Source organism: Pseudomonas marginalis (assembly GCF_024169655.1).
GTDB classification, from domain to species: Bacteria; Pseudomonadota; Gammaproteobacteria; order Pseudomonadales; family Pseudomonadaceae; genus Aquipseudomonas; species Aquipseudomonas paraveronii.
This window is the reverse complement of sequence record NZ_JALJWV010000001.1, coordinates 591,590-610,955: the sequence shown is the minus strand read 5'-3', so window position 1 is coordinate 610,955 and position 19,366 is coordinate 591,590. Positions and strand designations below refer to the sequence as shown.

The 19,366-nt window shown below is 63.4% G+C and carries 14 protein-coding genes; 5 read left to right on the top strand and 9 right to left on the bottom strand.

Features of this window, described 5'->3' with window-relative positions; all coding sequences use genetic code 11:
• Nucleotides 1-39: 39 nt before the first annotated feature.
• Together J2Y83_RS02570 and J2Y83_RS02565 are read right to left on the bottom strand one after the other, a co-directional pair.
• On the bottom strand, nucleotides 40-936 hold the full coding sequence (locus tag J2Y83_RS02570) for a PA4780 family RIO1-like protein kinase (protein WP_247404467.1): 897 nt from the start codon (nucleotides 934-936) through the stop codon (nucleotides 40-42).
• A 135-nt stretch (nucleotides 937-1,071) separates the two neighbouring features.
• Nucleotides 1,072-2,349 (bottom strand): acetyl-CoA C-acetyltransferase, encoded by a 1,278-nt coding sequence (locus tag J2Y83_RS02565; protein WP_253393215.1) that lies wholly within the window; start codon nucleotides 2,347-2,349, stop codon nucleotides 1,072-1,074.
• Nucleotides 2,350-2,463: 114 nt separating this feature from the next.
• Between J2Y83_RS02565 and J2Y83_RS02560 the strand changes: the two genes are divergently transcribed.
• Nucleotides 2,464-3,816, top strand: coding sequence for a 3-oxoacyl-ACP reductase (locus J2Y83_RS02560; RefSeq protein ID WP_253393214.1), 1,353 nt, complete (start codon nucleotides 2,464-2,466; stop codon nucleotides 3,814-3,816).
• Nucleotides 3,817-3,818: 2 nt separating this feature from the next.
• Entirely contained in the window at nucleotides 3,819-4,667 is an 849-nt protein-coding gene (locus J2Y83_RS02555) for a MaoC family dehydratase (RefSeq protein WP_253393213.1), read from the top strand.
• Between the two features lie 35 nt (nucleotides 4,668-4,702).
• Here J2Y83_RS02555 and J2Y83_RS02550 read toward each other — a convergent pair whose 3' ends face one another.
• From J2Y83_RS02550 to pbpC, 5 genes are all read right to left on the bottom strand, one after another.
• Entirely contained in the window at nucleotides 4,703-5,260 is a 558-nt protein-coding gene (locus J2Y83_RS02550) for a DUF4136 domain-containing protein (RefSeq protein ID WP_253393212.1), read from the bottom strand.
• Nucleotides 5,261-5,305: 45 nt separating this feature from the next.
• The gene (locus J2Y83_RS02545; RefSeq protein WP_253393211.1) at nucleotides 5,306-5,908 is read right to left on the bottom strand and encodes a DUF4136 domain-containing protein; all 603 of its coding nucleotides are present in this window, start codon (nucleotides 5,906-5,908) and stop codon (nucleotides 5,306-5,308) included.
• A 24-nt stretch (nucleotides 5,909-5,932) separates the two neighbouring features.
• Entirely contained in the window at nucleotides 5,933-6,682 is a 750-nt protein-coding gene (locus J2Y83_RS02540) for a methyltransferase (RefSeq protein ID WP_253393210.1), read from the bottom strand.
• Nucleotides 6,675-6,983, bottom strand: coding sequence for a MazG-like family protein (locus J2Y83_RS02535; protein WP_038843772.1), 309 nt, complete (start codon nucleotides 6,981-6,983; stop codon nucleotides 6,675-6,677). Before J2Y83_RS02535 ends, J2Y83_RS02540 begins: the two co-directional genes overlap by 8 nt.
• Nucleotides 6,984-7,140: 157 nt before the next feature.
• On the bottom strand, nucleotides 7,141-9,453 hold the full coding sequence (gene pbpC / locus J2Y83_RS02530; RefSeq protein WP_301295280.1) for a peptidoglycan glycosyltransferase PbpC: 2,313 nt from the start codon (nucleotides 9,451-9,453) through the stop codon (nucleotides 7,141-7,143).
• Between the two features lie 224 nt (nucleotides 9,454-9,677).
• Here pbpC and J2Y83_RS02525 point away from each other — a divergent pair, with 224 nt between their 5' ends.
• The gene (locus J2Y83_RS02525; RefSeq protein ID WP_253393208.1) at nucleotides 9,678-9,971 is read left to right on the top strand and encodes a hypothetical protein; all 294 of its coding nucleotides are present in this window, start codon (nucleotides 9,678-9,680) and stop codon (nucleotides 9,969-9,971) included.
• 158 nt (nucleotides 9,972-10,129) lie between these two features.
• On the opposite strand, the gene J2Y83_RS02520 is transcribed toward J2Y83_RS02525, so the two are convergent.
• Nucleotides 10,130-15,028 (bottom strand): alpha-2-macroglobulin family protein, encoded by a 4,899-nt coding sequence (locus tag J2Y83_RS02520; RefSeq protein ID WP_253393207.1) that lies wholly within the window; start codon nucleotides 15,026-15,028, stop codon nucleotides 10,130-10,132.
• 460 nt (nucleotides 15,029-15,488) lie between these two features.
• Between J2Y83_RS02520 and J2Y83_RS02515 the strand changes: the two genes are divergently transcribed.
• A complete protein-coding gene (locus J2Y83_RS02515) occupies nucleotides 15,489-16,838 on the top strand; it encodes an MATE family efflux transporter (protein WP_253393206.1) in 1,350 nt (449 codons plus the stop codon).
• A 105-nt stretch (nucleotides 16,839-16,943) separates the two neighbouring features.
• Nucleotides 16,944-17,258: a hypothetical protein gene (locus tag J2Y83_RS02510; RefSeq protein ID WP_253393205.1), complete on the top strand. Its 315-nt coding sequence runs from the start codon at nucleotides 16,944-16,946 to the stop codon at nucleotides 17,256-17,258.
• Nucleotides 17,259-17,331: 73 nt separating this feature from the next.
• Here J2Y83_RS02510 and speA read toward each other — a convergent pair whose 3' ends face one another.
• On the bottom strand, nucleotides 17,332-19,245 hold the full coding sequence (gene speA, locus J2Y83_RS02505; protein WP_247400117.1) for an arginine decarboxylase: 1,914 nt from the start codon (nucleotides 19,243-19,245) through the stop codon (nucleotides 17,332-17,334).
• Between the last annotated feature and the right edge of the window lie 121 nt (nucleotides 19,246-19,366).

Genomic DNA, 19,366 nt, shown 5'->3' with positions numbered 1-19,366 from the left:
ATCACTTCTACACTTTTTAGATCTCCAACAGATTGAAGATCACTGCATCCAAGGCGGCGGCGGTTCTTCCGCTGTTTTGCTCGCGGGGGCATCATCCGCCGCGCGGATCGCCTGGCGCCGTTCGTCATCCAGTCGCGCCGCTTCGATCTCGCGGATCACGCCACCGACATCCGCCAGTTCTTCCGGTTCGTCGAACTCGCCGGTCAAGATGCTGCCAGGGTGCAAGGTGCCGGCTTCGTACAGCGCCCACATTTCCTTGGCGTACTTGGTGGTCTTCAACTCCGGGGCAAAACGCCCGAAGTAGGAAGCCATGTTGCCCACATCCCGCTCCAGCATGCTGAACGCGTGGTTGTTGCCCGCCGCATCCACCGCCTGGGGCAGGTCGATGATCACCGGGCCCGTCGGCGTGAGCAGTACGTTGAACTCGGACAGGTCACCGTGCACCAGGCCGGTACACAGCATCAGCACGATCTGGGAAATCAGGAATGCGTGGTACTCGCGCGCCTGGTCCGGTTCCAGCGTCACGTCGTTCAGACGCGGCGCCGCATCGCCGTACTCGTCGGCCACCAGTTCCATCAACAGCACGCCTTCCAGGAAGTCATACGGCTGGGGCACGCGAACGCCCGCACCGGCCAGGCGGAACAACGCCGCGACTTCGGCGTTCTGCCAGGCATCTTCGGTTTCTTTCTTGCCGAATTTGGAGCCCTTGGCCATGGCCCGGGCCTGCCGGCTGTTACGGACCTTACGGCCTTCCTGGTATTCGGACGCTTGACGAAAACTTCGTTTGTTCGCCTCCTTGTAAACCTTGGCGCAACGCAATTCATTGCCGCAGCGCACCACATAAACAGCTGCTTCTTTACCACTCATAAGTGGGCGCAGCACTTCGTCGACCAGACCGTCTTCGATCAGGGGTTCAATGCGTTTAGGAGTCTTCATCAGCTTTTATTGTGGGTCCTTTATTACCAAACACGCGTATGGCACTCGTTATACGGCAATCGGCTCGCCTCGGGGAGGGGCTAGCGAGCTTTGACCACCGAAGAATGCATCCAATATGCCAATTTTCCACGCAATTCAACGCTCAATGATCGCCGTCATGCCCTGCCCTCCGGCGGCACAGATCGAAATCAGCCCGCGCCCCTTGCCCGCGACGTCCAACAGCTTGGCCAGGTTGGCGATGATACGCCCGCCCGTCGCGGCAAACGGATGCCCGGCGGCCAGGGAACTGCCCTTGACGTTGAGGCGGCTGCGGTCAATCGAACCCAGCGGCGCGTCGAGCCCCAGGTGGGTCTTGCAGTAGTCCGCATCTTCCCAGGCCTTGAGCGTGCACAATACTTGGGCAGCGAATGCTTCGTGGATCTCGTAGTAATCAAAGTCCTGCAGTGTCAGGCCATTCCTCGCCAGCAAACGCGGCACGGCGTACACCGGCGCCATCAACAGGCCTTCGGCACCGTTGACGAAATCCACCGCCGCCGCTTCGCCGTCGCGCAAGTAAGCCAGGATCGGCAAGCCGCGCTCCCTGGCCCAGGCTTCGCTGCCGAGTAACACCAGGGAAGCACCGTCCGTCAGCGGCGTGGAGTTGCCGGCGGTGAGCGTGCCTTTGGCGCTGAGCTCGAAGGCGGGCTTGAGGCCGGCGAGTTTTTCCAGGGTCAGGTCGGGGCGCAGGTTGTTGTCACGGGTGAGACCCAGAAACGGGGTGAGCAAATCGTTGTGCCAGCCTTCGGTGTAGGACGCGGCCATTTTCTGGTGACTTTCCAGGGCCAACTGGTCCTGCTCGGTGCGGGGGATCTGCCAGGTCTGCGCCATCAGTTCACAGTGCTGGCCCATGGATAAACCGGTGCGCGGTTCGCCATTGCGCGGCAGTTCCGGCTTGAGGTGATGCGGACGAAGTTGTAACAAGACTTTTAGTTTGTCCGGCATAGACCGGCTGCGATTGGCCTGCAACAAAATCTTGCGCAGCCCTTCATTCACCCCGATCGGTGCGTCGGACGTGGTGTCCACCCCACCGGCAATCCCGCATTCGATCTGACCCAGGGCAATCTTGTTGGCCACCAGCAACGCCGCTTCCAGCCCGGTGCCGCAAGCCTGCTGAATGTCATAGGCCGGGGTTTGCGGCGACAGGCGCGAGCCCAGCACGCATTCGCGGGTCAGGTTGAAGTCGCGCGAGTGCTTGAGCACCGCACCGGCAGCCACCTCGCCCAGGCGCAGGCCGTGCAGGTTGTAGCGCTCGATCAGGCCCTCCAGGGTGGCAGTCAGCATCGCCTGGTTGCTCGCTGTGGCATACGGGCCATTGGAGCGGGCGAAAGGAATGCGATTACCGCCAATGATCGCTACACGGCGCAATTGAGTCATGGAAAGCTCCCTGTCGGTTGTGGGGTAAGTCCCTCAGACTAGCCTAGGCTCAATCGAACGACTGCCGCCCCGGGGTGGTCAACCCTTTGAACCCCAGCCTTCGGAGAGCGTTCCATGTCTGACCGTTATATCGACTTCGCCAACTCAAGCCTCGGCCATCGCCTGGTCGCCGCCATTGGCCTGCCGTCACCGGTACGCCTGGAGCGCTGGCAAGCCGGGCGCCTGCGCCCGGTCGACGGCGCACTGCTGCTCGGCGGCGGCGCGCTGGCGGCCAAGGTGCTGGCGTTCGCCCCTAAACTCACCGAGGCCATTTATAGCTACGGCACCGGGGCACTGGAAGCACCGGCCTGGATTCCCGGGCACGGTCCCAAACTCAAGGCGCTGGTGTTCGACGCCAGCGACGTGCAACACACCGACCAACTCAAGCAACTGCGTGAGTTCTTTCAGCCACTGCTGAAAAATCTCGATCACAGCGCGCACCTGGTGATCCTCGGCCGCGCCCCGGAAAGTCTCAGCGACCCGTTCGCCGCCAGCGCCCAGCGTGCCCTCGAAGGGTTCAGTCGCTCCCTGGCCAAGGAACTGCGCAACGGTGGCGTGTTGCAATTGCTGTCGGTCGGCCAAGGGGCCGAGGACCAGTTGGAAGGGGCGCTGCGGTTTTTCCTGTCGCCCAAAAGTGCCTATATCTCGGGTCAGGTGATTCGTCTGGAAGCCTGCACCACCCCCGTCGAAGACTGGACGCGCCCACTTGCCGGGCGCAAAGCGCTGGTCACCGGCGCGGCGCGGGGCATTGGCGCCGCCATCGCCGAAACCCTCGCCCGTGACGGCGCCGAGGTCATTCTGCTGGATGTGCCCCAAGCCAAGGCCGACCTCGAAGCCCTGACCGCGCGCCTGGGAGGGCGCGCCGTCGTGCTGGATATCTGCGCCGAAGACGCCGCCTCCCAGTTGATCGAACAGCTGCCGGATGGCCTCGACATCCTGGTCCATAACGCCGGCATCACCCGCGACAAAACCCTGGCCAACATGACCCCGGAATACTGGGACGCCGTGTTGGCGGTCAACCTCAACGCGCCGCAAGTGCTGACCAAGGCCCTGCTCGACAGCGGCACCCTGCACGACAACGCGCGCGTGGTGCTGCTGGCCTCCATCAGCGGGATTGCCGGCAACCGCGGGCAAACCAACTATGCCGCGAGCAAGGCCGGGCTGATCGGGCTGGCCCAGGCCTGGGCCCCGCTATTGAAGGCGCGGGGGATCAGCATCAACGCCGTGGCCCCCGGTTTTATCGAAACCCAGATGACTGCGCATATCCCGTTCGCCCTGCGAGAGGCCGGGCGCCGCATGAGCTCGCTGGGCCAGGGCGGCTTGCCGCAGGATGTCGCCGAAGCGGTGGCCTGGCTCGGTCAGCCGGGCTCCGGCGCGGTCAGCGGCCAAGCGCTGCGGGTGTGTGGGCAAAGTGTGCTGGGAGCGTAAGCATGGAATGGAAAACTCTGGATAGCCCGCCAATGCTTGCGCCGTTGTACTGGCACGCGGTGCTCAAGCGCAAGATCACCGGCAGCCACTTGCCCGAGCAGGGGTTTCGCTGCCGCGTGAGCGTCAACCCCCAGCATGTGGCGGCGTATCGCAAGGTGTGCGGCTTTGCCGACAGCCCGATGCTGCCGGCAACTTATCCACACCTCCTGGCATTCGGTCTGCAGTTGCAACTGCTGACGGCCCCATCGTTTCCGTTCCCGCTGTTGGGGCTGGTCCACCTAAGCAATCGCATCCGTGTTCACCGGCCCTTGGGTGCGGTGAGTGACCTGACCATCGCCGTACACGCAGAAAACCTCCAGCCCCATGCCAAGGGCGCGACGTTTGAGGTGGTGACCACCGTCGAAGATGCCCTCGGCCTGCTGTGGGAAGCGCAGAGCCGCCTGCTCTGCCGTGGCGTGAAGCTCGACGGCGCGGCGGCGGACGACGCCTTGCCCACGCCGACCCAGGTCAGCGAACTGACCCGCTGGAAAGCCCCCGCCGATATCGGCCGTCGCTACGCCTGGGTGTCCGGCGATTACAACCCGATCCATTTAAGCGCCCTGACCGCCAAATTATTCGGTTTCCCCCAAGCCATCGCCCACGGCCTGTGGAACAAGGCGCGGACCCTCGCCGCCCTCGGTGAGCACCTGCCCGTGGCGAATATCGACATAGAGGTCGAGTTCAAGAAACCGGTACGCCTGCCCAGCGAGGTCGCCCTGCACGCCAGCGGCGCCGGTTCCAGTGGCGAGTTGTGGTTAAAAGGCTCGGGGGATATTGAACACATGGTGGGTAGATGGCGGCCGATTGGCTGAAACCGGCCGGGGCTCTCTCTCGGGGCAACGCAGTTTCAGTGCGGTGGGTAGCTGGTAAGGATTCGGCTGACCGTCTTACGGATGGCGTTGCTACGATCCTGTGGGTCCGGCGAGTTGGCCATGATCTGCTCGTCGCTACCGCGCCAGACGAGTTTGCCGTCCTTGCCGTCGAGCAGGTCGATCTGGAGGGTCGCCACCTTGTAGCTGATGTTGCGCGTTTCGTAGTACATCGGCCCGCCCCAGTAGCCATTCCACGGCACGCCCCAGGCGCCGCCGTAGTTGGTGCTGACTTGTTGCTGGCGGTCTTCGACGATCAGGTAGACCTGCGCAGTCAGGTCCGCCCTGGTGCCCGCCGCTGCGGGGCGCAGGCCGCGTTGGTCGAGTTGTTCGCCGACAGCCTGGCGGATGCGTTGTTCGGTGAGGTCGCTCTTGATCCGCGGATCATCGGGACGGTATTGCACAGCCGGGTCTTTCCACGCCCAACTGCGGTAGGCACCGAAGTCTCGGCTGGCATCGAAGTCGTGGTTGACCTGACTGGTCTGGCAACCGCCCAACAGCGCGACAAAAGCGAGCGTTGCGATACGTCGAAACATGGTGATTCTCCAACGAGCGATCCGGGCATTAAATGAGAATAGCTGTTAACTGGGAGGATACGCCGTCATTGCCTTTTGCACCGCCTGGCGCAACGCATCCGCCCGCTCACTGAGGCTGCCCTGGCTGCCGGTTTCGGCACTGGCACTCCACACCGGCTGACCGCTGCGTGCATCGAACAGATTGACCCGCACCACCACGACCTGAACTTCATAGGTACGCACGATCGGCGCCGAGTTGTACATGCCGTAGCCATTGCCATAACGATTGTAGCCACCGTACCCATAGCCGTAGTCATCCTGGACCTGCTTGAGGCGCTTCTCCAGATGCACGTCGGCGCTCACCAGCAGGTCGGGCGCGCGGTTGTCGTGCAGGGGGCGCAAGCCACGCTGGTCGAGGGCGCCGCTGACCGCTTCGGCAATCTGCGCCGAGTCCGCCCAGGCCGTGCCCGCCGGCAACTGGCCGTTGCGCCAGGCCCAAATGCGATAGGCACCGTAGTCACGTACCGGCGCGGGGTACGCGCTGGCATCAAAGGTCTGGGCCGCCTGGGCCGGCGCCGGCGGCATCGGCGCCGAGGCGGCCACGTAAGGATTGGGGCTGGAGCAGGCGCCCAGCCCAAGGGACAACAGGATTAACCCGAAACGACGCATTTCGACCTCCACTGACTGGGCCGCTTAAACCGGACGGCAGATCCAGTGCAAATAACGCCCAAGCCCGGCAAAACTTGGGTGACGACGATGAGCGAGCTCCATCTCCAACACCTCCTTCAAATCCACGCGAGCCTGGAACTCCACCGGCATATAGTCGTGGAACACCCGCACGCCGCTCTGGCTTTCGACCTGCCATAGCCCATCGAGTTGCGCCGCCAGCTCTCGCGGATCGAGCGGCTGTTGCGGGGTCAGGCTTTGCTTTTCGCCGGCCATGTCGTTCTTGCGCATTTTGCGGAAGTGGCCTTTGAGCAGGTTGCGGTAAATCAGCGCATCGCGGTTGTAGAACGCCAGCGACAGCCAGCCGCCGGGCACCGTCAACTGGTGCAACACGGGCAGGATCGCGTGGGGTTCGGCCAGCCATTCGAGGACGGCGTGACACAGCACCACATCGTAGGGCTCGGTGAGTTGGCCGAGCAGGTCTTGCCAGGGCGCGTGGATAAAGGTCGCGGTCTGCCCGGCCTCGGCGAAGCGTTGGCGCGCACCGCTAAGCATCGGCTCGGCGGGTTCGGCCAGGGTCACCTGATGCCCGCGCTCGGCCAGCCACAGCGACATATGCCCCAGGCCCGCGCCAATATCCAGCACACGCAGTGGCCGCTGCGGCAAGGCTTCGGTGAGGTCGGCCTGCAACACTGCCAGGCGAATCGCGCCCTTGGCGCCGCCGTAGATTTTCTCGGCAAAACGCGTGGCCAGTTGGTCGAAGTGACGATCACTCATGGGCAAACCGCCGTTCGCTGTCGGCCAGCTTGGCGCGCACCACCTCGTTCATGTCCAGGCCCAACTCGCTGCACAGCAACAGCAGGTACAGCACGATATCGCCGACTTCCTGGCCGGCGTGGGCGAGTGTGTCGGCGGGCAACTGGCGCGACTGGTCTTCGGTGAGCCATTGGAAGATTTCGACCAATTCGGCCATTTCCACACTGGCGGCCATGGCCAGGTTTTTCGGGCTGTGGAATTGTTTCCAATTGTTGGTATCGCGGATGCGATGCAGGCGTTCGGTGAGGTGTTCGAGGTTCATGGGGGGCTCCTGAAGGCGTATAGCTTCGGGGGGATCAGGGATGAAGGCAAGTGAATCCGGGTGGTGGACTTTAGGGCGCTATCGCAGGCAAGCCTGCTCCCACATTTGAATGGATTCACACAGCAGAATGTGGGGGTTGGTTTGGCGGTGATGGGGTTTAGTCGACGACGCTGAATTCGATTCGGGCGGTTTGGCCGGCCTCGTCGAGAACGCTGAGCTGATAGCGGCCCAATTGCTCGAAACTGGCGTTGATGCTCTCCTGGTTGGCGCTGTCGCCCAACGGCGCGCCGTTGAGGAACCACCAGCGCCGGCCACTGCCGCCCAGGGCGGAGAGGTTCAGGCGCAGCGCCTGTTGGCTGGCGGCGGGCAGGCGCAATTGATCGCCCTCGCGCACGCCGACGATCGACAACGGCGACGACGCCGCCAGGGCCGGCGGCGGGCAATCGGGGTCAGCAGCGGGCAGGCGCGCGTCGCGGCGTTCGGCCCGCGGCAGCCAGGGCTCCAACGGCGCAGGCCACAGGGCAATGTTTTTCAACACGGCGCCGGGGCAATGGGCGTCCACCCTCAAGCCCTTGGGGTTGACCCAGACGCTTTCCATCAAGCCCACACTCAACGGCTGATCCAGTGCCTGCAAGGTCGGCGGCGTGGTGTTGTCCAGCGTCCAGGCAAAGCGCTGGCGGCGGCAATTGGGGTCGTTGCGGCTCATGGGCTGGCCCAGCGGCCAACAGATCGCCGCCACACCGACATTCGCCGGCACCGGTTTGACCGGCGCGCTGATGCCACGCTGGCTGTCGCGGTTGGTCAACACGTCATGCACCTGCAACATCAACGGTGCGGCCGAGGCCAAGCCGAACTGCCCCGGCACTGGCGTGCCGTCGGGGCGGCCAATCCACACACCGATCAAATAGCGCGGCCCCACGCCGATCGCCCAGGCATCCCGGAAACCGTAGCTGGTGCCGGTTTTCCAGGCCAGCGCCGGGCGCTGCACCAGTTCGGCACGCGGGTCGCGGTCGGGCCGCGCCTGACCGCTGAGGATACGCCGCACAATCCAGGCGGACCCTGGCGACAGTAATGGCCGTTCTTTAAGCGTATCGTCCGGCTGTAATCGAATCGTGGCGCTCCTGCCGTCACGGGCGAAGGCGCTGTAGCCGCTCACCAGATCTTCCAGGCGACTGCCCGCGCCGCCCAGGATCAACGCCAGGTTCGGCTCGGCCAACACCGGCAACGCCAACGGCACCCCACCGATACGCATCTGCGCGGCAAAGCGCTTCGGCCCGTAGGCTTCCAGCAACTGCACCGCCGGCAGGTTGAGCGAACTGGACAACGCGGTGCTCGCCGGCACCGCGCCGGTAAAGCCCATGGAGAAGTTACCCGGCCGGTAATCGCCATAACGCCTGGGCACATCCTGCAACAGTGATTCGGAGTGAATCAGCCCCTCGTCCAGGGCCATGCCATACAGGAAGGGCTTGAGGGTCGAGCCCGGCGAACGCAACGCGCTGATCATGTCCACATGGCCGAAGCGCTTGGCGTCATTGATATCCACCGAGCCTAAGTAGGCGCGCACGGCCATGCTGTCTTCCTCCACCACCAGGATCGCCGCCGAGGTGTATTCCGGCAAACGCGCGCGCCAGCCCAGCAGCAGGTCTTCGAGACGGCGTTGCAGGGTGGCGTCCAGGGTGGTGCGGATCAGCGGCGGGCTGTCGGGTCGGTTCAGGCGGCGGGCAAGCAAGGGCGCCAGGCTGGGCTCCAGGCGCGGCGCGAGCAGCAACGGTTCTTCCAGGGCCTCGGCCACCGCCGATGGCGGCCAGACCTGGAACTCGCCGAGGCGGCGCAGCACCTTGTCCCGGGCCTCCTGGGCGCGCTGGGGGTGGCGGTCGGGGCGCAGGCGGCTCGGCGCCTGGGGCAACACCGCGAGCAAGGCGGCTTCGGCATGAGTCAGTTGCGCCGGCGACTTGCCCAGATAAGCCCAACTGGCCGCTGCCACCCCTTGCAACGTGCCGCCAAACGGCGCGCGGTTGAGGTACAGATTGAGAATCTCGGCCTTGGACAAGTGCCATTCCAACTGCGCGGTGCGCCACAGTTGGCGCAGCTTGCCGTGGAATGTGCGCGAATGGGGATCGAGCAAACGGGCGACCTGCATCGACAAGGTACTGCCACCCGACACCACCCGCGCGCCGGTCAGGTTCTGCCACGTCGCCCGCGCCAGCGCCAACGGGTTCACGCCGGGGTGCTGGTAGAACCAACGGTCCTCGTAGGTGAGCAGCGCATCGAGGTAATACGGCGACACCTCAGCGGTTTGCACCGGGTAACGCCACACGCCATGGGCATCGGCAAACCGCCACAACGGCGTGCCATCCTCGGCCAGCACCACCCGCGCCAAATCATCCTTGGGCAACGGCAACGGCCAGATGCGGTCAGCCAGCCACAACAGCGCAACAACCACCACCACAAAACCCAAAACCCAACGCAGCCAATGTGGGAGCGCGCTTGCCCGCGATGGCGCCAGACCAACCGGCACAGACGTCACTGCCCCACCCCCACCGCGAACAAACCCGCTCCCAAATCAAACCGAACACATCCAACCATGATTAATCGCAAATTCAAACGGGCAAACCTCTATGCTTGCAGGGAACTAGCCGGCGTTATCAACAACCAAAGGCACAGACACGCCCACCTTCTCATCAGGACACGCACATGCAGGTAGAAAGCTTTTTCGAATGGTTGGGCCAGGCGCTCGGCTCCGTCATCCGTTTTATCGTCGACGGCCTCAGCGGCATCTTCGGTGCCTTGACCCACGCCGGTGGCAACTTCATCGATGGCCTGTCGCGCACCTTGGGCATGGACACTTCCATCATCAGCATCATTACCCTGATCCTCGGCCTGATGCTGCTGTACTCGGCGGTGCGCGCGTTCATGCGCGCATCAATCATCATGGGCATCATCTGGCTGATACTCGGCCTATGGCTACTCAGCTGGGTAGTCCACTAACCCCAAAAAAACACCACAAATCCCTGTAGGAGGGGGCTTGCCCCCGATAGCAGTATTTCAGTCAATGCATCAGGTGACTGACCCACCGCCATCGGGGGCAAGCCCCCTCCCACATTTAGCCCTCATTCCACATTTAGTCCCCCTTCCACATCGAGCTTTCAACGCCCCTTGATCACCAGATCCACCGGCGTCTCCCCCACCGCCTGCCAGTTCGGCCGATACATCGACTCCACCTGCGGCGGCGGCACCCGATACGTCCCCGGCGTCACCGCCCGCGCCAGATACAACAAGTGCGTGGTGCCATAGCCATCCAGATTCATCGCCGCCACATAGCGGTCATCACGAAACTCCTGATGCTTGAGCGACGCGTTCTGCATCGACTCGCGCCATTCCTTCACCTGGCTGCTGGCGTTTTCCAGGCTTGCGGCGCTTTGCGCGAGGTTCTGGTTTTCCAACTCCAGGCCCGCCGGCAACAGGTCCACCACCAGGGCGTCCGGCACGCGCTGCTTGGCGCTCACCGCCAGATGCACCAGCACCAGATCGCCGCTGTTGAGGCTACGCAGGTTCAGCGGCTGGCCGTTCATGCCCAGGTATTCGCGGCGGATGCTCAGGTTGTCGCCGCCGGCAGCCGGTGGCACCTGTGGATAACCCGAGATCGTCAACTGCTGGTACACCGGCGTCTCGCCCTGATTGCTCAGGCTCAGGTCGCTGGACAACAGCGCGCCGGCCAACGCCAACGTCGACTGTTGATTATTCAATTCGCGCACGCCGCCACTGCCGGTGAGCGCCACCTGCCAATTCGACTCAGGCTGGGCGAACCCGAGGCGCCCGGCGAGGAACAGCGAGTTACGTTCCTGGGTCGACAAGTACGGGCTGGCCGCCAATTGATCCGACAGCGTAAACAAACGCTCTTCACGCTTGCCCTTGGCCAGGTCGTTTTCTTCGAGCAACGCCAGGATCATCGCCTGGTCCCGCAGCGGGCTGCCATAGTCGGCCAGCCATTCCTTGGCATTGCGCTGCGCCGCCAGCCCTGCGAGCAAGGCCTGATCGGCACGCGGCTGGTCGCCCATCTTCTGCAGGGCGATGGCCAGTTGCACCAACGGCAACCCGGAGCGCGCATCGCTGCGCCGCTCGAACAGGCTGCGCAACGCGCCCAACGGTGCCTGCTGACTGCGCGCCAGTACCAGACCGGCGTAGGCCTGCACGGCAAAGCGGGTGTGTTCGGCGTTGTCGCTGTAGTCGACTTCGATCAGGTTGCGCTCCTGCACATAACGCAGCAGGCGCTCACTGGCTTTTTTCAAGGCGTCCGGCGGTACGGCAAACCCCTGGTCGCGAGCGCGCAGCAGGAAGTCAGTGACGTAGGCGGTCAGCCAGTATTCCTCTTCGCCATCGGCGCCCCACAAGCCAAAGCTGCCGTTGTAGCGCTGCATGCCCAGCAGGCGTTCGATGCCCAGCTCGATCTTGCGTTTGCGCTCGGCGTCCGGCTCGCCCTTGACGCCCAGGCGCTTGAGCAAGGCATCGTCGGCATACAGCGACGGGTACAGGCCGCTGGCGGTCTGCTCCAGGCAACCGTAGGGGTAAGCCTTCAGCGCCGTGATTTGCGCGCCGAGGTTCAACGGCGGCCGGCTCGACAGGCTCAACAACGCCTCGCGCCCCGAGCTGTCGAATTGATCGAGCGCGCCCGCCGGCAGGCTCCACGGCTGCTCCTTGAGCACCGCACGATAATGCTTGAGCAAGGCCGGGTAGGCCGGGCGCACGCCCAGGGTCCATTCGCGGCTGAACGGCGGCAGGTTTTCACCGGGCAGGTCCAGGCCGTTCACCGTGACCTTGACCTTGCCTTGCCCCAGGCCGCCCCAGGCTTTCACCGGGATGCGCAGCGTGGTGCGCTGGCCTTGTTTGAGTTCGACCGATTGCGCGCCACCGTTGACCAGCTCCAGTTGCCCTTCGGCACTCAGTTGCACGTCGAGCTTTTGCGCCTTGCCCGACAGGTTGGAGAGGTCCAGCGCCAAGGTGGTCTGGTCGCCACCCGCAAGGAAGCGCGGCGCCGACAATTCGGCAATCAGCGGTGCGGCGATCACGGTTTTGGCTTCCGCCATGCCGTAGCGGTCATCACTCCAGGCCTGGGCCATCAGGCGCAGTTCGCCGTTGAAGTCCGGGATATTGACGCTGACTTCGCCCTCGCCCTGCTCGTTCAACATCACCGGCGCGCTTTGCAGGGCGACGATGGTCACGCTGGTGTCCGGGCGTTTGCCGCCTTTGGCCAATGCAGCGTCACCGCCGAAGGCCAGGCTCGCCAGGCGCCCCTGGCCGGCCTCGATCAGTTGGCCATAGATGTCGAACTGGTCCACGCCATACGCCTTGCGGCCGAACAGGCTGGAATACGGATCGGGTGTCGGGTATTCGGTGATATTGAGGATGCCCACGTCCACCGCCGCCACCAGCACATGCACCTGTTTGGGCACGCTGCCATCGGCATTTTTTGCGGCGACTTTCACCGTCAGCGCTTGTTTGGGGCGCATTTTTTCCGGTGCGGTGAGGGTCAGCCCAAGTTTGCGCTGGGTGCGATCCAACGGCAGGTGCAGCAGGCCCACCGCCCGTTTGGGGGTGATATTGGCTTTGCGCTCACCGGGGCGAATCACCAGGGCGCTGATGTAGAGATCATGACGCGCCCATTTCGGGTCGAGCTTCACGGCGAAACGTTTGCCCTCGGCCGGCACGTCGATTTCCTGCCACCACAGCGGCCCCTCGGCGGACTCCACCAGCAGGTAGCCTTTACCGGCCGCCGGCGGCGTCACGGTGACGTTGGCGGTATCGCCGTCGCCATAGGCGGGTTTGTCCAGCGCCAACTTGACCTGGTCGGGGCGCACCGCGCCGCCTTCGGTGTTGTCCTGGACCTGGTAGCCGGCCCAGAAGCGCAGGCTGCTGACCAGCCCGGTCTGCGGGTCTTCGACCTCGACGCGGTACGGGCCCCACTCCACCTGGAAGCTGACCTTGGCGGTGTCGCCGGCTTTGATGTTCAGGGTCTGCTCGTCGAGGTTGAGGAATTTCTGGTTGTAGTGATAGCTCCAGCCGTCGCTCTCCGAATAATTCCAGTAGTAGTCGCGGCGCTCGCGCACCAGACGCACTTTGAGGTTTTTCGCGGCAAGTTTCTGCCCGGCCTGGTTGGCCAGCAGCACTTCAAATTCCGCCGGGCCGTCGCCGTTGGTTTCCTTGCCGTCAAACAGCCCACGCAGCCCCGGCAGTTGCTCAGCCGGCCAGATCGGCTGCACCAGGCGCCGGGTGATCGGCCGTCCGCCCGACTCATGCAGGCTGGCTTGCACGATCAGTTGCAGCGGCGACTTGGCGTCGGCCCACTTGCTTTCCAGGCTCAGGGCTTCCTGGCCCTTGGCGTCGAGCACGCTTTCATCCAGTTCGAAATCCTGGCTCAGCTCTTCTTCGGTGACGGAGCCGAACTGATAACCCGGCAGCGATTTCACCGCCTCGCGCAGCGGGCGCACATACACCTGCCCGCTGACCCGGTTGCCCGCCGCCGGCGCGCCGTAGAGGTAGCGGCCATTGACCTGGATGACCGGGTTCTCCGCCGGGCTCAATGCCGTATCGCTGCCCTTGAGTTCCAGCGCCAGGCGCTCGGGCAGGAAGTCTTCGACGAGGAATTCATACAACTGTGGCTTACCGTCGCCCAGGTCGAACACCAACTGCCAACGCCCGGTCGGCGCTTCGCCGGCCAGTTGCAGTTGATATTGATAGAGGCCGGACGCGTCGGCATCCCAGACGAATTTACGGCTGACCTGCTCATCCGGGCGACGCACTTCGACGCTGACCGGCTGCGGCTTGACCGCGTTGCCGTCCTTGTCGCGCAACAAGGCGTTAAGCAGCACGGTTTCGCCAGGGCGATACAGATCACGCGGGCCGAACACAAAAAACTGCAGCGGGTGCGACGGTTGCCCGCCGATATCGAACTCCGCCAGATCCAGGGCGGCACTGTCCAGGCGCAACAGGCTGGTCTGTTCGCCCTGCTTGGCCAGCAGCACCTGGGCCTTTTTCGGCAACGGCAGTTCGGCGTGACCGCCCTGCTCGGTCTTGCCCTGGCCCACCACCCGGCCCTCGGCGTCGAGCACTTCAAGGTCGACGCCATCCAGCGCCTTGCCACCGTCCAACGCCTGGGTAAACACGTCCAGGCGATTGGCGTAGCGGTGAACCGACAAGCCGATATCACTCAAGGTGAACAACGTGGCCGGTTGCGAATAGTTATAGGTGCCCGACGCCCGCATCACCGCCAGGTATACGCCCGGCTGCTGCAGTTGCTTGAGGCCGGCGATCGGCAGCAACAGGGTTTCGCGGGTATTGCGCGCAGGATTCAGGTCGAAGCGGCCGCCGTAGACCAGATCGGCCAGCGGCAGCAGCTCGCGCGATTCATAGCTTTGCAGGCTGGTATTGCGCCCCCACTGCGCAAGGAACGACGGCAGGGATTCGGGCTTGATCCGGAAGAATTCGACGTCGACCTTGTCGACATTCAGCGCAATCACCGGCAACCCCTCGGCCAGGCGCGTGGGCAACAGCGTGCCACGGCTGGCGAAGCCGACAGTGGCCTGCAGGTCGCGGGTTTCCAGACGGGCGATGTACTCGGCGGGCAACAGGTTGTTATTCACCGCACGCACGCCGGGGTCGACCGTCAGCACCAACTTGCGCTGCGGTTCCAGGTGGCGCAGGCGCAGTTCCATCAGGTTATCCGACAGCTCCCAGGCGCCATCGACCTTGCCCGACTTGCTGTCCACCAGATGCAGCTTGTCGGCGAATTTCTGCTCCGGGTCCAACGGGATGGAAAAACTCACCGACAACGTGCTGGCACCGTCCAACTGCACCTCGGACACGTCCACCACACTCAGCTCACGCCCCGCATACCGCTGCTTCAACGCCGACACATCCACCGCCGCCTTGACCGCCTTCGGCGCTACGCTGCTCGCGGCTGGCGCGGTCGGGGCGGCCGGTTTATCGGAGGAATCGCAGGCGCTCAGCAGGGCCAGCGCACAAGCCAGGAACAGTCCTTTGTTAAGCATGGGGCACTCGTAGTCAGAGGGAACCGAGGGGTGAACTATATATCAGCGCCGGCCAAGCCGATGTGGCGCCGGTCACATTGACCGACGGAGGGCAGTTTGGTTCTGGCCGGCCACCGATCCAAGCAAAATCCCACAAACACAAAAGATCAAAATCACAAAAGATCAAAATGTGGAATGAGGGGCTAAATGTGGAATGAGGCCTAAATGTGGAATGAGGCCAAATGTGGGAGGGGGCTTGCCCCCGATTGCAGTGGATCAGCTACAAATAAGCTGACTGACTCACCGCCATCGGGGGCAAGCCCCCTCCCACATTTAGCCCCCCATTCACATTTAGCCCCCCATTCACATTTAGCCCCCCATTCACATTTGGCCCCCCATTCCACATTTAGCCCCCCATTCCACATCGGTTCTGCGGCGTGCTGGGGGGACAGTTACAATGCCGCTCCCCCAAGGAGCCTGCATGTCCACCTTACTGACCGACTGGCGCCACCGCCCAACCCACCGCCGCGTCTGGGCCCTGGCCGCGCCGATGATCCTGTCGAACCTCTCGGTGCCGCTGGTGGCCCTGGTCGACAGCATGGTCATCGGCCACCTGCCCCACGCCCACCAACTGGGCGCGGTCGCCGTCGGGGCCAGCCTGTATACCTTCCTCGCCTGGGCCATGGGTTTTCTGCGCATGGGCTCCACCGGCTTCGCCGCCCAGGCCGCCGGGCGCAATGACGGCGCGGCGCTGCGGCAAATCCTGCTGCAAGGTCTGTTGCTGGCGCTGGGGCTGGCGATGTTGCTCGGCACGGTGGGCATCCCCCTGAGTCACCTGGCCCTGGAGTGGATGCAACCCTCCCCCGAACTGAACCAACTGACCCGCGAATTTTTCCACACCCGCCTGTTCGGCCTGCCCGCCGCCCTCGCCAGCTACGCCCTGGTCGGCTGGTTCCTCGGCACGCAAAACGCCCGCGCGCCGCTGGCGATCCTGCTGACCACCAACCTGATCAACATCGCCCTGAACCTGTGGTTTGTACTCGGCCTGGACTGGGGCGTGGTCGGTTCCGCGCGGGCGTCGGTGCTCGCCGAATGGACCGGCGCCCTGCTCGGCCTGGCCCTCACGCAAAAAGCCCTGCGCGCCTACCCCGGGCATATCGCCTGGGCCGCCTTGCAACGCTGGCACAGCTGGCGCCCGCTGCTGGCGGTGAACCGCGACATTTTTATCCGCAGCCTGGCGTTGCAGTCGGTGTTTTTCATGATCACGGTGCAAGGCGCGCGGCTCGGGGATGCCACGGTGGCGGCCAACGCGCTGTTGCTCAACGGCCTGTTGCTGACGGCCCACGCGCTGGACGGTTTGGCCCACGCCGTCGAAGCCCTGTGCGGCCACGCCATCGGCGCCCATGACCGTCATGCGTTGCGCCGCTCACTGGTCGTCGCCGGCGGTTGGTCGCTGATCGCCAGCGTCGGTTTTGCCCTGCTGTTCAGCTTCGCCGGCCATCTGTTCATCGCCATGCAGACCGATATCCCCAGCGTGCGCGAAACCGCCGACATCTACCTGCCGTACCTCGCGGTGCTGCCGTTGATTGCGGTGTGGAGTTATCTGCTGGACGGGCTGTTCATCGGCGCCACGCGTGCGCGGGAAATGCGCAACGGCATGCTGCTGACGGTGGTCATTGTGCTGCCGTTTGCCTGGGAGTCACAGAGGTTCGGCAACCACGGCCTGTGGATAACCTTCCTACTGTTTATGGCGGTACGCAGCTTGACGCTTTGGATCATTGCGTGGCGAATCAAGCGGCAGGGTCGATGGTTCGGCGGCAGCGCAAGCTGACATCACCTAACCCTACCTGTAAGGTTTGACAGGTTACAAACCTGTCCTTCGCGCGTTGAATGGTGCTGAACAACGCCCATTTCATCTGCCCGGAGAGAATCGAAGATGAACATCTCACAACGTGTCGGCATCACCGCTTTAGTGTTACTCACCGCGTTTATGCAAACGGCCATCGCTGATACCGCCAGTCAGGCCAAGATAGCCGGAACACTGCGGATCGAAAACAAAACAGATTACACACTCACGGTAACAAATCGTGACGAAAAACAGAAAGTTACCGCAGGAGCATCGGCTGACATTGCGATGAGTGCTGCCGACATCACGGTTGAGCCAGAAGAGGGCAACGGCGAAGTGAGCCAGTTGAAGCTTTCCTTCAATCCCGGAAATTGCTCTGTGGCGCTGTGCCTATCCGTGAACTGAACCTCACAGCGCACCTCGCAACCGCCCCTGGGATATTGCCCGGCTCCCACATCGGAGAGCCGGGGCACTTCACTTACGAAGACAGGTACGACGAACGCGTCAACCCCAAGCGCAACGCATCCAGAAACTGCGTGCGCTCGCTGGCGCTGATCTTCGCGCTCGCGCACTTGTCCCGGTAATGCGTCATCAACTCTTCCGGCGACAAGTGCACATAACGCAGCATGTCTTCGATGGTGTCGTGGGTCTCGATCCCGGCGCTGTACACCGAACCGTCGGCACGCTGGTAGATGTTCACCGAGTCGGTGTCACCAAACAGGTTGTGCATGTCACCGAGGATTTCCTGGTAGGCGCCGACCAGGAAGATACCCAGCAGGTAGTCTTCGCCATCCTTCAACGCGTGTACCGGCAGGCTGGTCTCGATGCTCTGCTCGTCGACGTATTGCTTGATCTTGCCGTCGGAGTCACAGGTCAAGTCCTGCAATACCGCGCGGCGCATCGGCTCTTCGTCGAGGCGGTGCAGCGGCAGGATCGGCAGTACCTGGCCGATGGCCCAGGTATCCGGCAGGCTCTGGAACACCGAGAAGTTGCAGATGTATTTATCCGCCAGCTTGTCGTTGAGTTCGTCGAGCACCTGGCGGTGCGAACGCTGGCGCGCCTTCAGCGAGTTATGCAGGCGGCGGCACACGGCAAAGTAGCATTGCTCGGCCAGGGCTTTTTCCGCCAGGGACAGTTTGCCGTCAGCGTACTGAGTGGCCACGTCGCTCATATAGTGAGTGGCGCGCCAGTAGGTTTCGGTGACCATCTCGATATCGGTCGGGCCGAGCAGGTCCACCAGCCATTGCACGGTTTCCGGCAGGTTTTCCTTGTTCTCGATCTGCGGCATTTCGTCGTTGTGCTTCTCGACGTCGGTGACTTGCACCACCAGCATGGCGTGGTGCGCGGTCAGGGAACGGCCGCTCTCGGAGAAGATGTTCGGGTGCGGCAGGCTCTGCGCGTCGCAGAATTCCTTGAGCATGCCCACGACCACACCGGCGTAGTCGTCCATGTCGTAGTTGATCGAGCTGGCGTTACGCGAGTGGGTGCCGTCGTAGTCCACGCCCAGGCCGCCGCCGACGTCGATGTGATCCACCGGCAGGCCGAGGTTACGCAGTTCGCCGTAGTAACGAATGGCTTCCTTGAACCCGTGCTGGTAGTCGGCCAGGTTGGCGATCTGCGAGCCCATGTGGAAGTGCAGCAGGCGGATGCCCTGGTCCAGGCTGGCGGCGCGGAAGCGCTCGACCACCGACAACAATTGCGCCGCCGACAGCCCGAACTTGGACTTCTCGCCGCCGGTGTCGGCCCACTTGCTCGACGCCAGGGACGACAGGCGCACGCGCAGGCCGACCTGTGGCTTGACCTTGAGGTTGGCGGCTTCTTCGATCACCAGCTCAACTTCGGACTCTTTCTCGATCACGATGAACACGTTGTGACCCAGCTTCTGGCCCATCAGCGCCAGGCGGATGAATTCGCGGTCCTTGTAACCGTTGCAGACGATGGTCCCGCCTTTCGGCGCCAGGGCGAGCACGGCCAGCAGTTCCGGCTTGGAGCCGGCTTCCAGGCCGATGGACACGTCCTGGGTGGCGATGATGTTTTCGATCACCGCTTCCTGCTGGTTCACCTTGATCGGGTACAGCGCGGTGTATTTGCTCTGGTATTCCAGACGCTCGATGTTCGAGTCGAATGCACCGGTCAACTGGCGCACGCGGTCTTGCAGGATGTCGGGGAAACGCACCAGCAACGGCAAGGACAAGCCGCTTTTGCGCAGCGCGTCGACTTGCTCGTACAGGTCGACCGGCGTGCTTTTCGGGCCGTTCGGACGAACTTCAACGCGACCGGCATCATTGATCGCGAAATACCCGGCCCCCCAATGGCGAATCCCGTAAACACTGCGGCTGTCCGCAACTGTCCATTGGCTGCCATCGTCTTTGCGTGTGCGTCGTACGGACATTGAAGTCCCCTATAAATGAAGTCGAAGGCGCCGCCCCTCGTTCGAGGCTGGCGCAGTCTAAAGAATGAAAATGACGATTTGCCTGTAAGCAAGGTAAGACCCCACTCGCAGGACAGAGTTT

Bases quoted from the DNA above. Each gene is read 5' to 3' on its own strand.
- J2Y83_RS02570 (WP_247404467.1), bottom strand. From the start codon at position 936: ATGAAGACTCCTAAACGCATTGAACCCCTGATCGAAGACGGTCTGGTC.
- J2Y83_RS02565 (WP_253393215.1), bottom strand. From the start codon at position 2,349: ATGACTCAATTGCGCCGTGTAGCGATCATTGGCGGTAATCGCATTCCT.
- J2Y83_RS02560 (WP_253393214.1), top strand. From the start codon at position 2,464: ATGTCTGACCGTTATATCGACTTCGCCAACTCAAGCCTCGGCCATCGC.
- J2Y83_RS02555 (WP_253393213.1), top strand. From the start codon at position 3,819: ATGGAATGGAAAACTCTGGATAGCCCGCCAATGCTTGCGCCGTTGTAC.
- J2Y83_RS02550 (WP_253393212.1), bottom strand. From the start codon at position 5,260: ATGTTTCGACGTATCGCAACGCTCGCTTTTGTCGCGCTGTTGGGCGGT.
- J2Y83_RS02545 (WP_253393211.1), bottom strand. From the start codon at position 5,908: ATGCGTCGTTTCGGGTTAATCCTGTTGTCCCTTGGGCTGGGCGCCTGC.
- J2Y83_RS02540 (WP_253393210.1), bottom strand. From the start codon at position 6,682: ATGAGTGATCGTCACTTCGACCAACTGGCCACGCGTTTTGCCGAGAAA.
- J2Y83_RS02535 (WP_038843772.1), bottom strand. From the start codon at position 6,983: ATGAACCTCGAACACCTCACCGAACGCCTGCATCGCATCCGCGATACC.
- J2Y83_RS02525 (WP_253393208.1), top strand. From the start codon at position 9,678: ATGCAGGTAGAAAGCTTTTTCGAATGGTTGGGCCAGGCGCTCGGCTCC.
- J2Y83_RS02520 (WP_253393207.1), bottom strand. From the start codon at position 15,028: ATGCTTAACAAAGGACTGTTCCTGGCTTGTGCGCTGGCCCTGCTGAGC.
- J2Y83_RS02515 (WP_253393206.1), top strand. From the start codon at position 15,489: ATGTCCACCTTACTGACCGACTGGCGCCACCGCCCAACCCACCGCCGC.
- J2Y83_RS02510 (WP_253393205.1), top strand. From the start codon at position 16,944: ATGAACATCTCACAACGTGTCGGCATCACCGCTTTAGTGTTACTCACC.
- speA (WP_247400117.1), bottom strand. From the start codon at position 19,245: ATGTCCGTACGACGCACACGCAAAGACGATGGCAGCCAATGGACAGTT.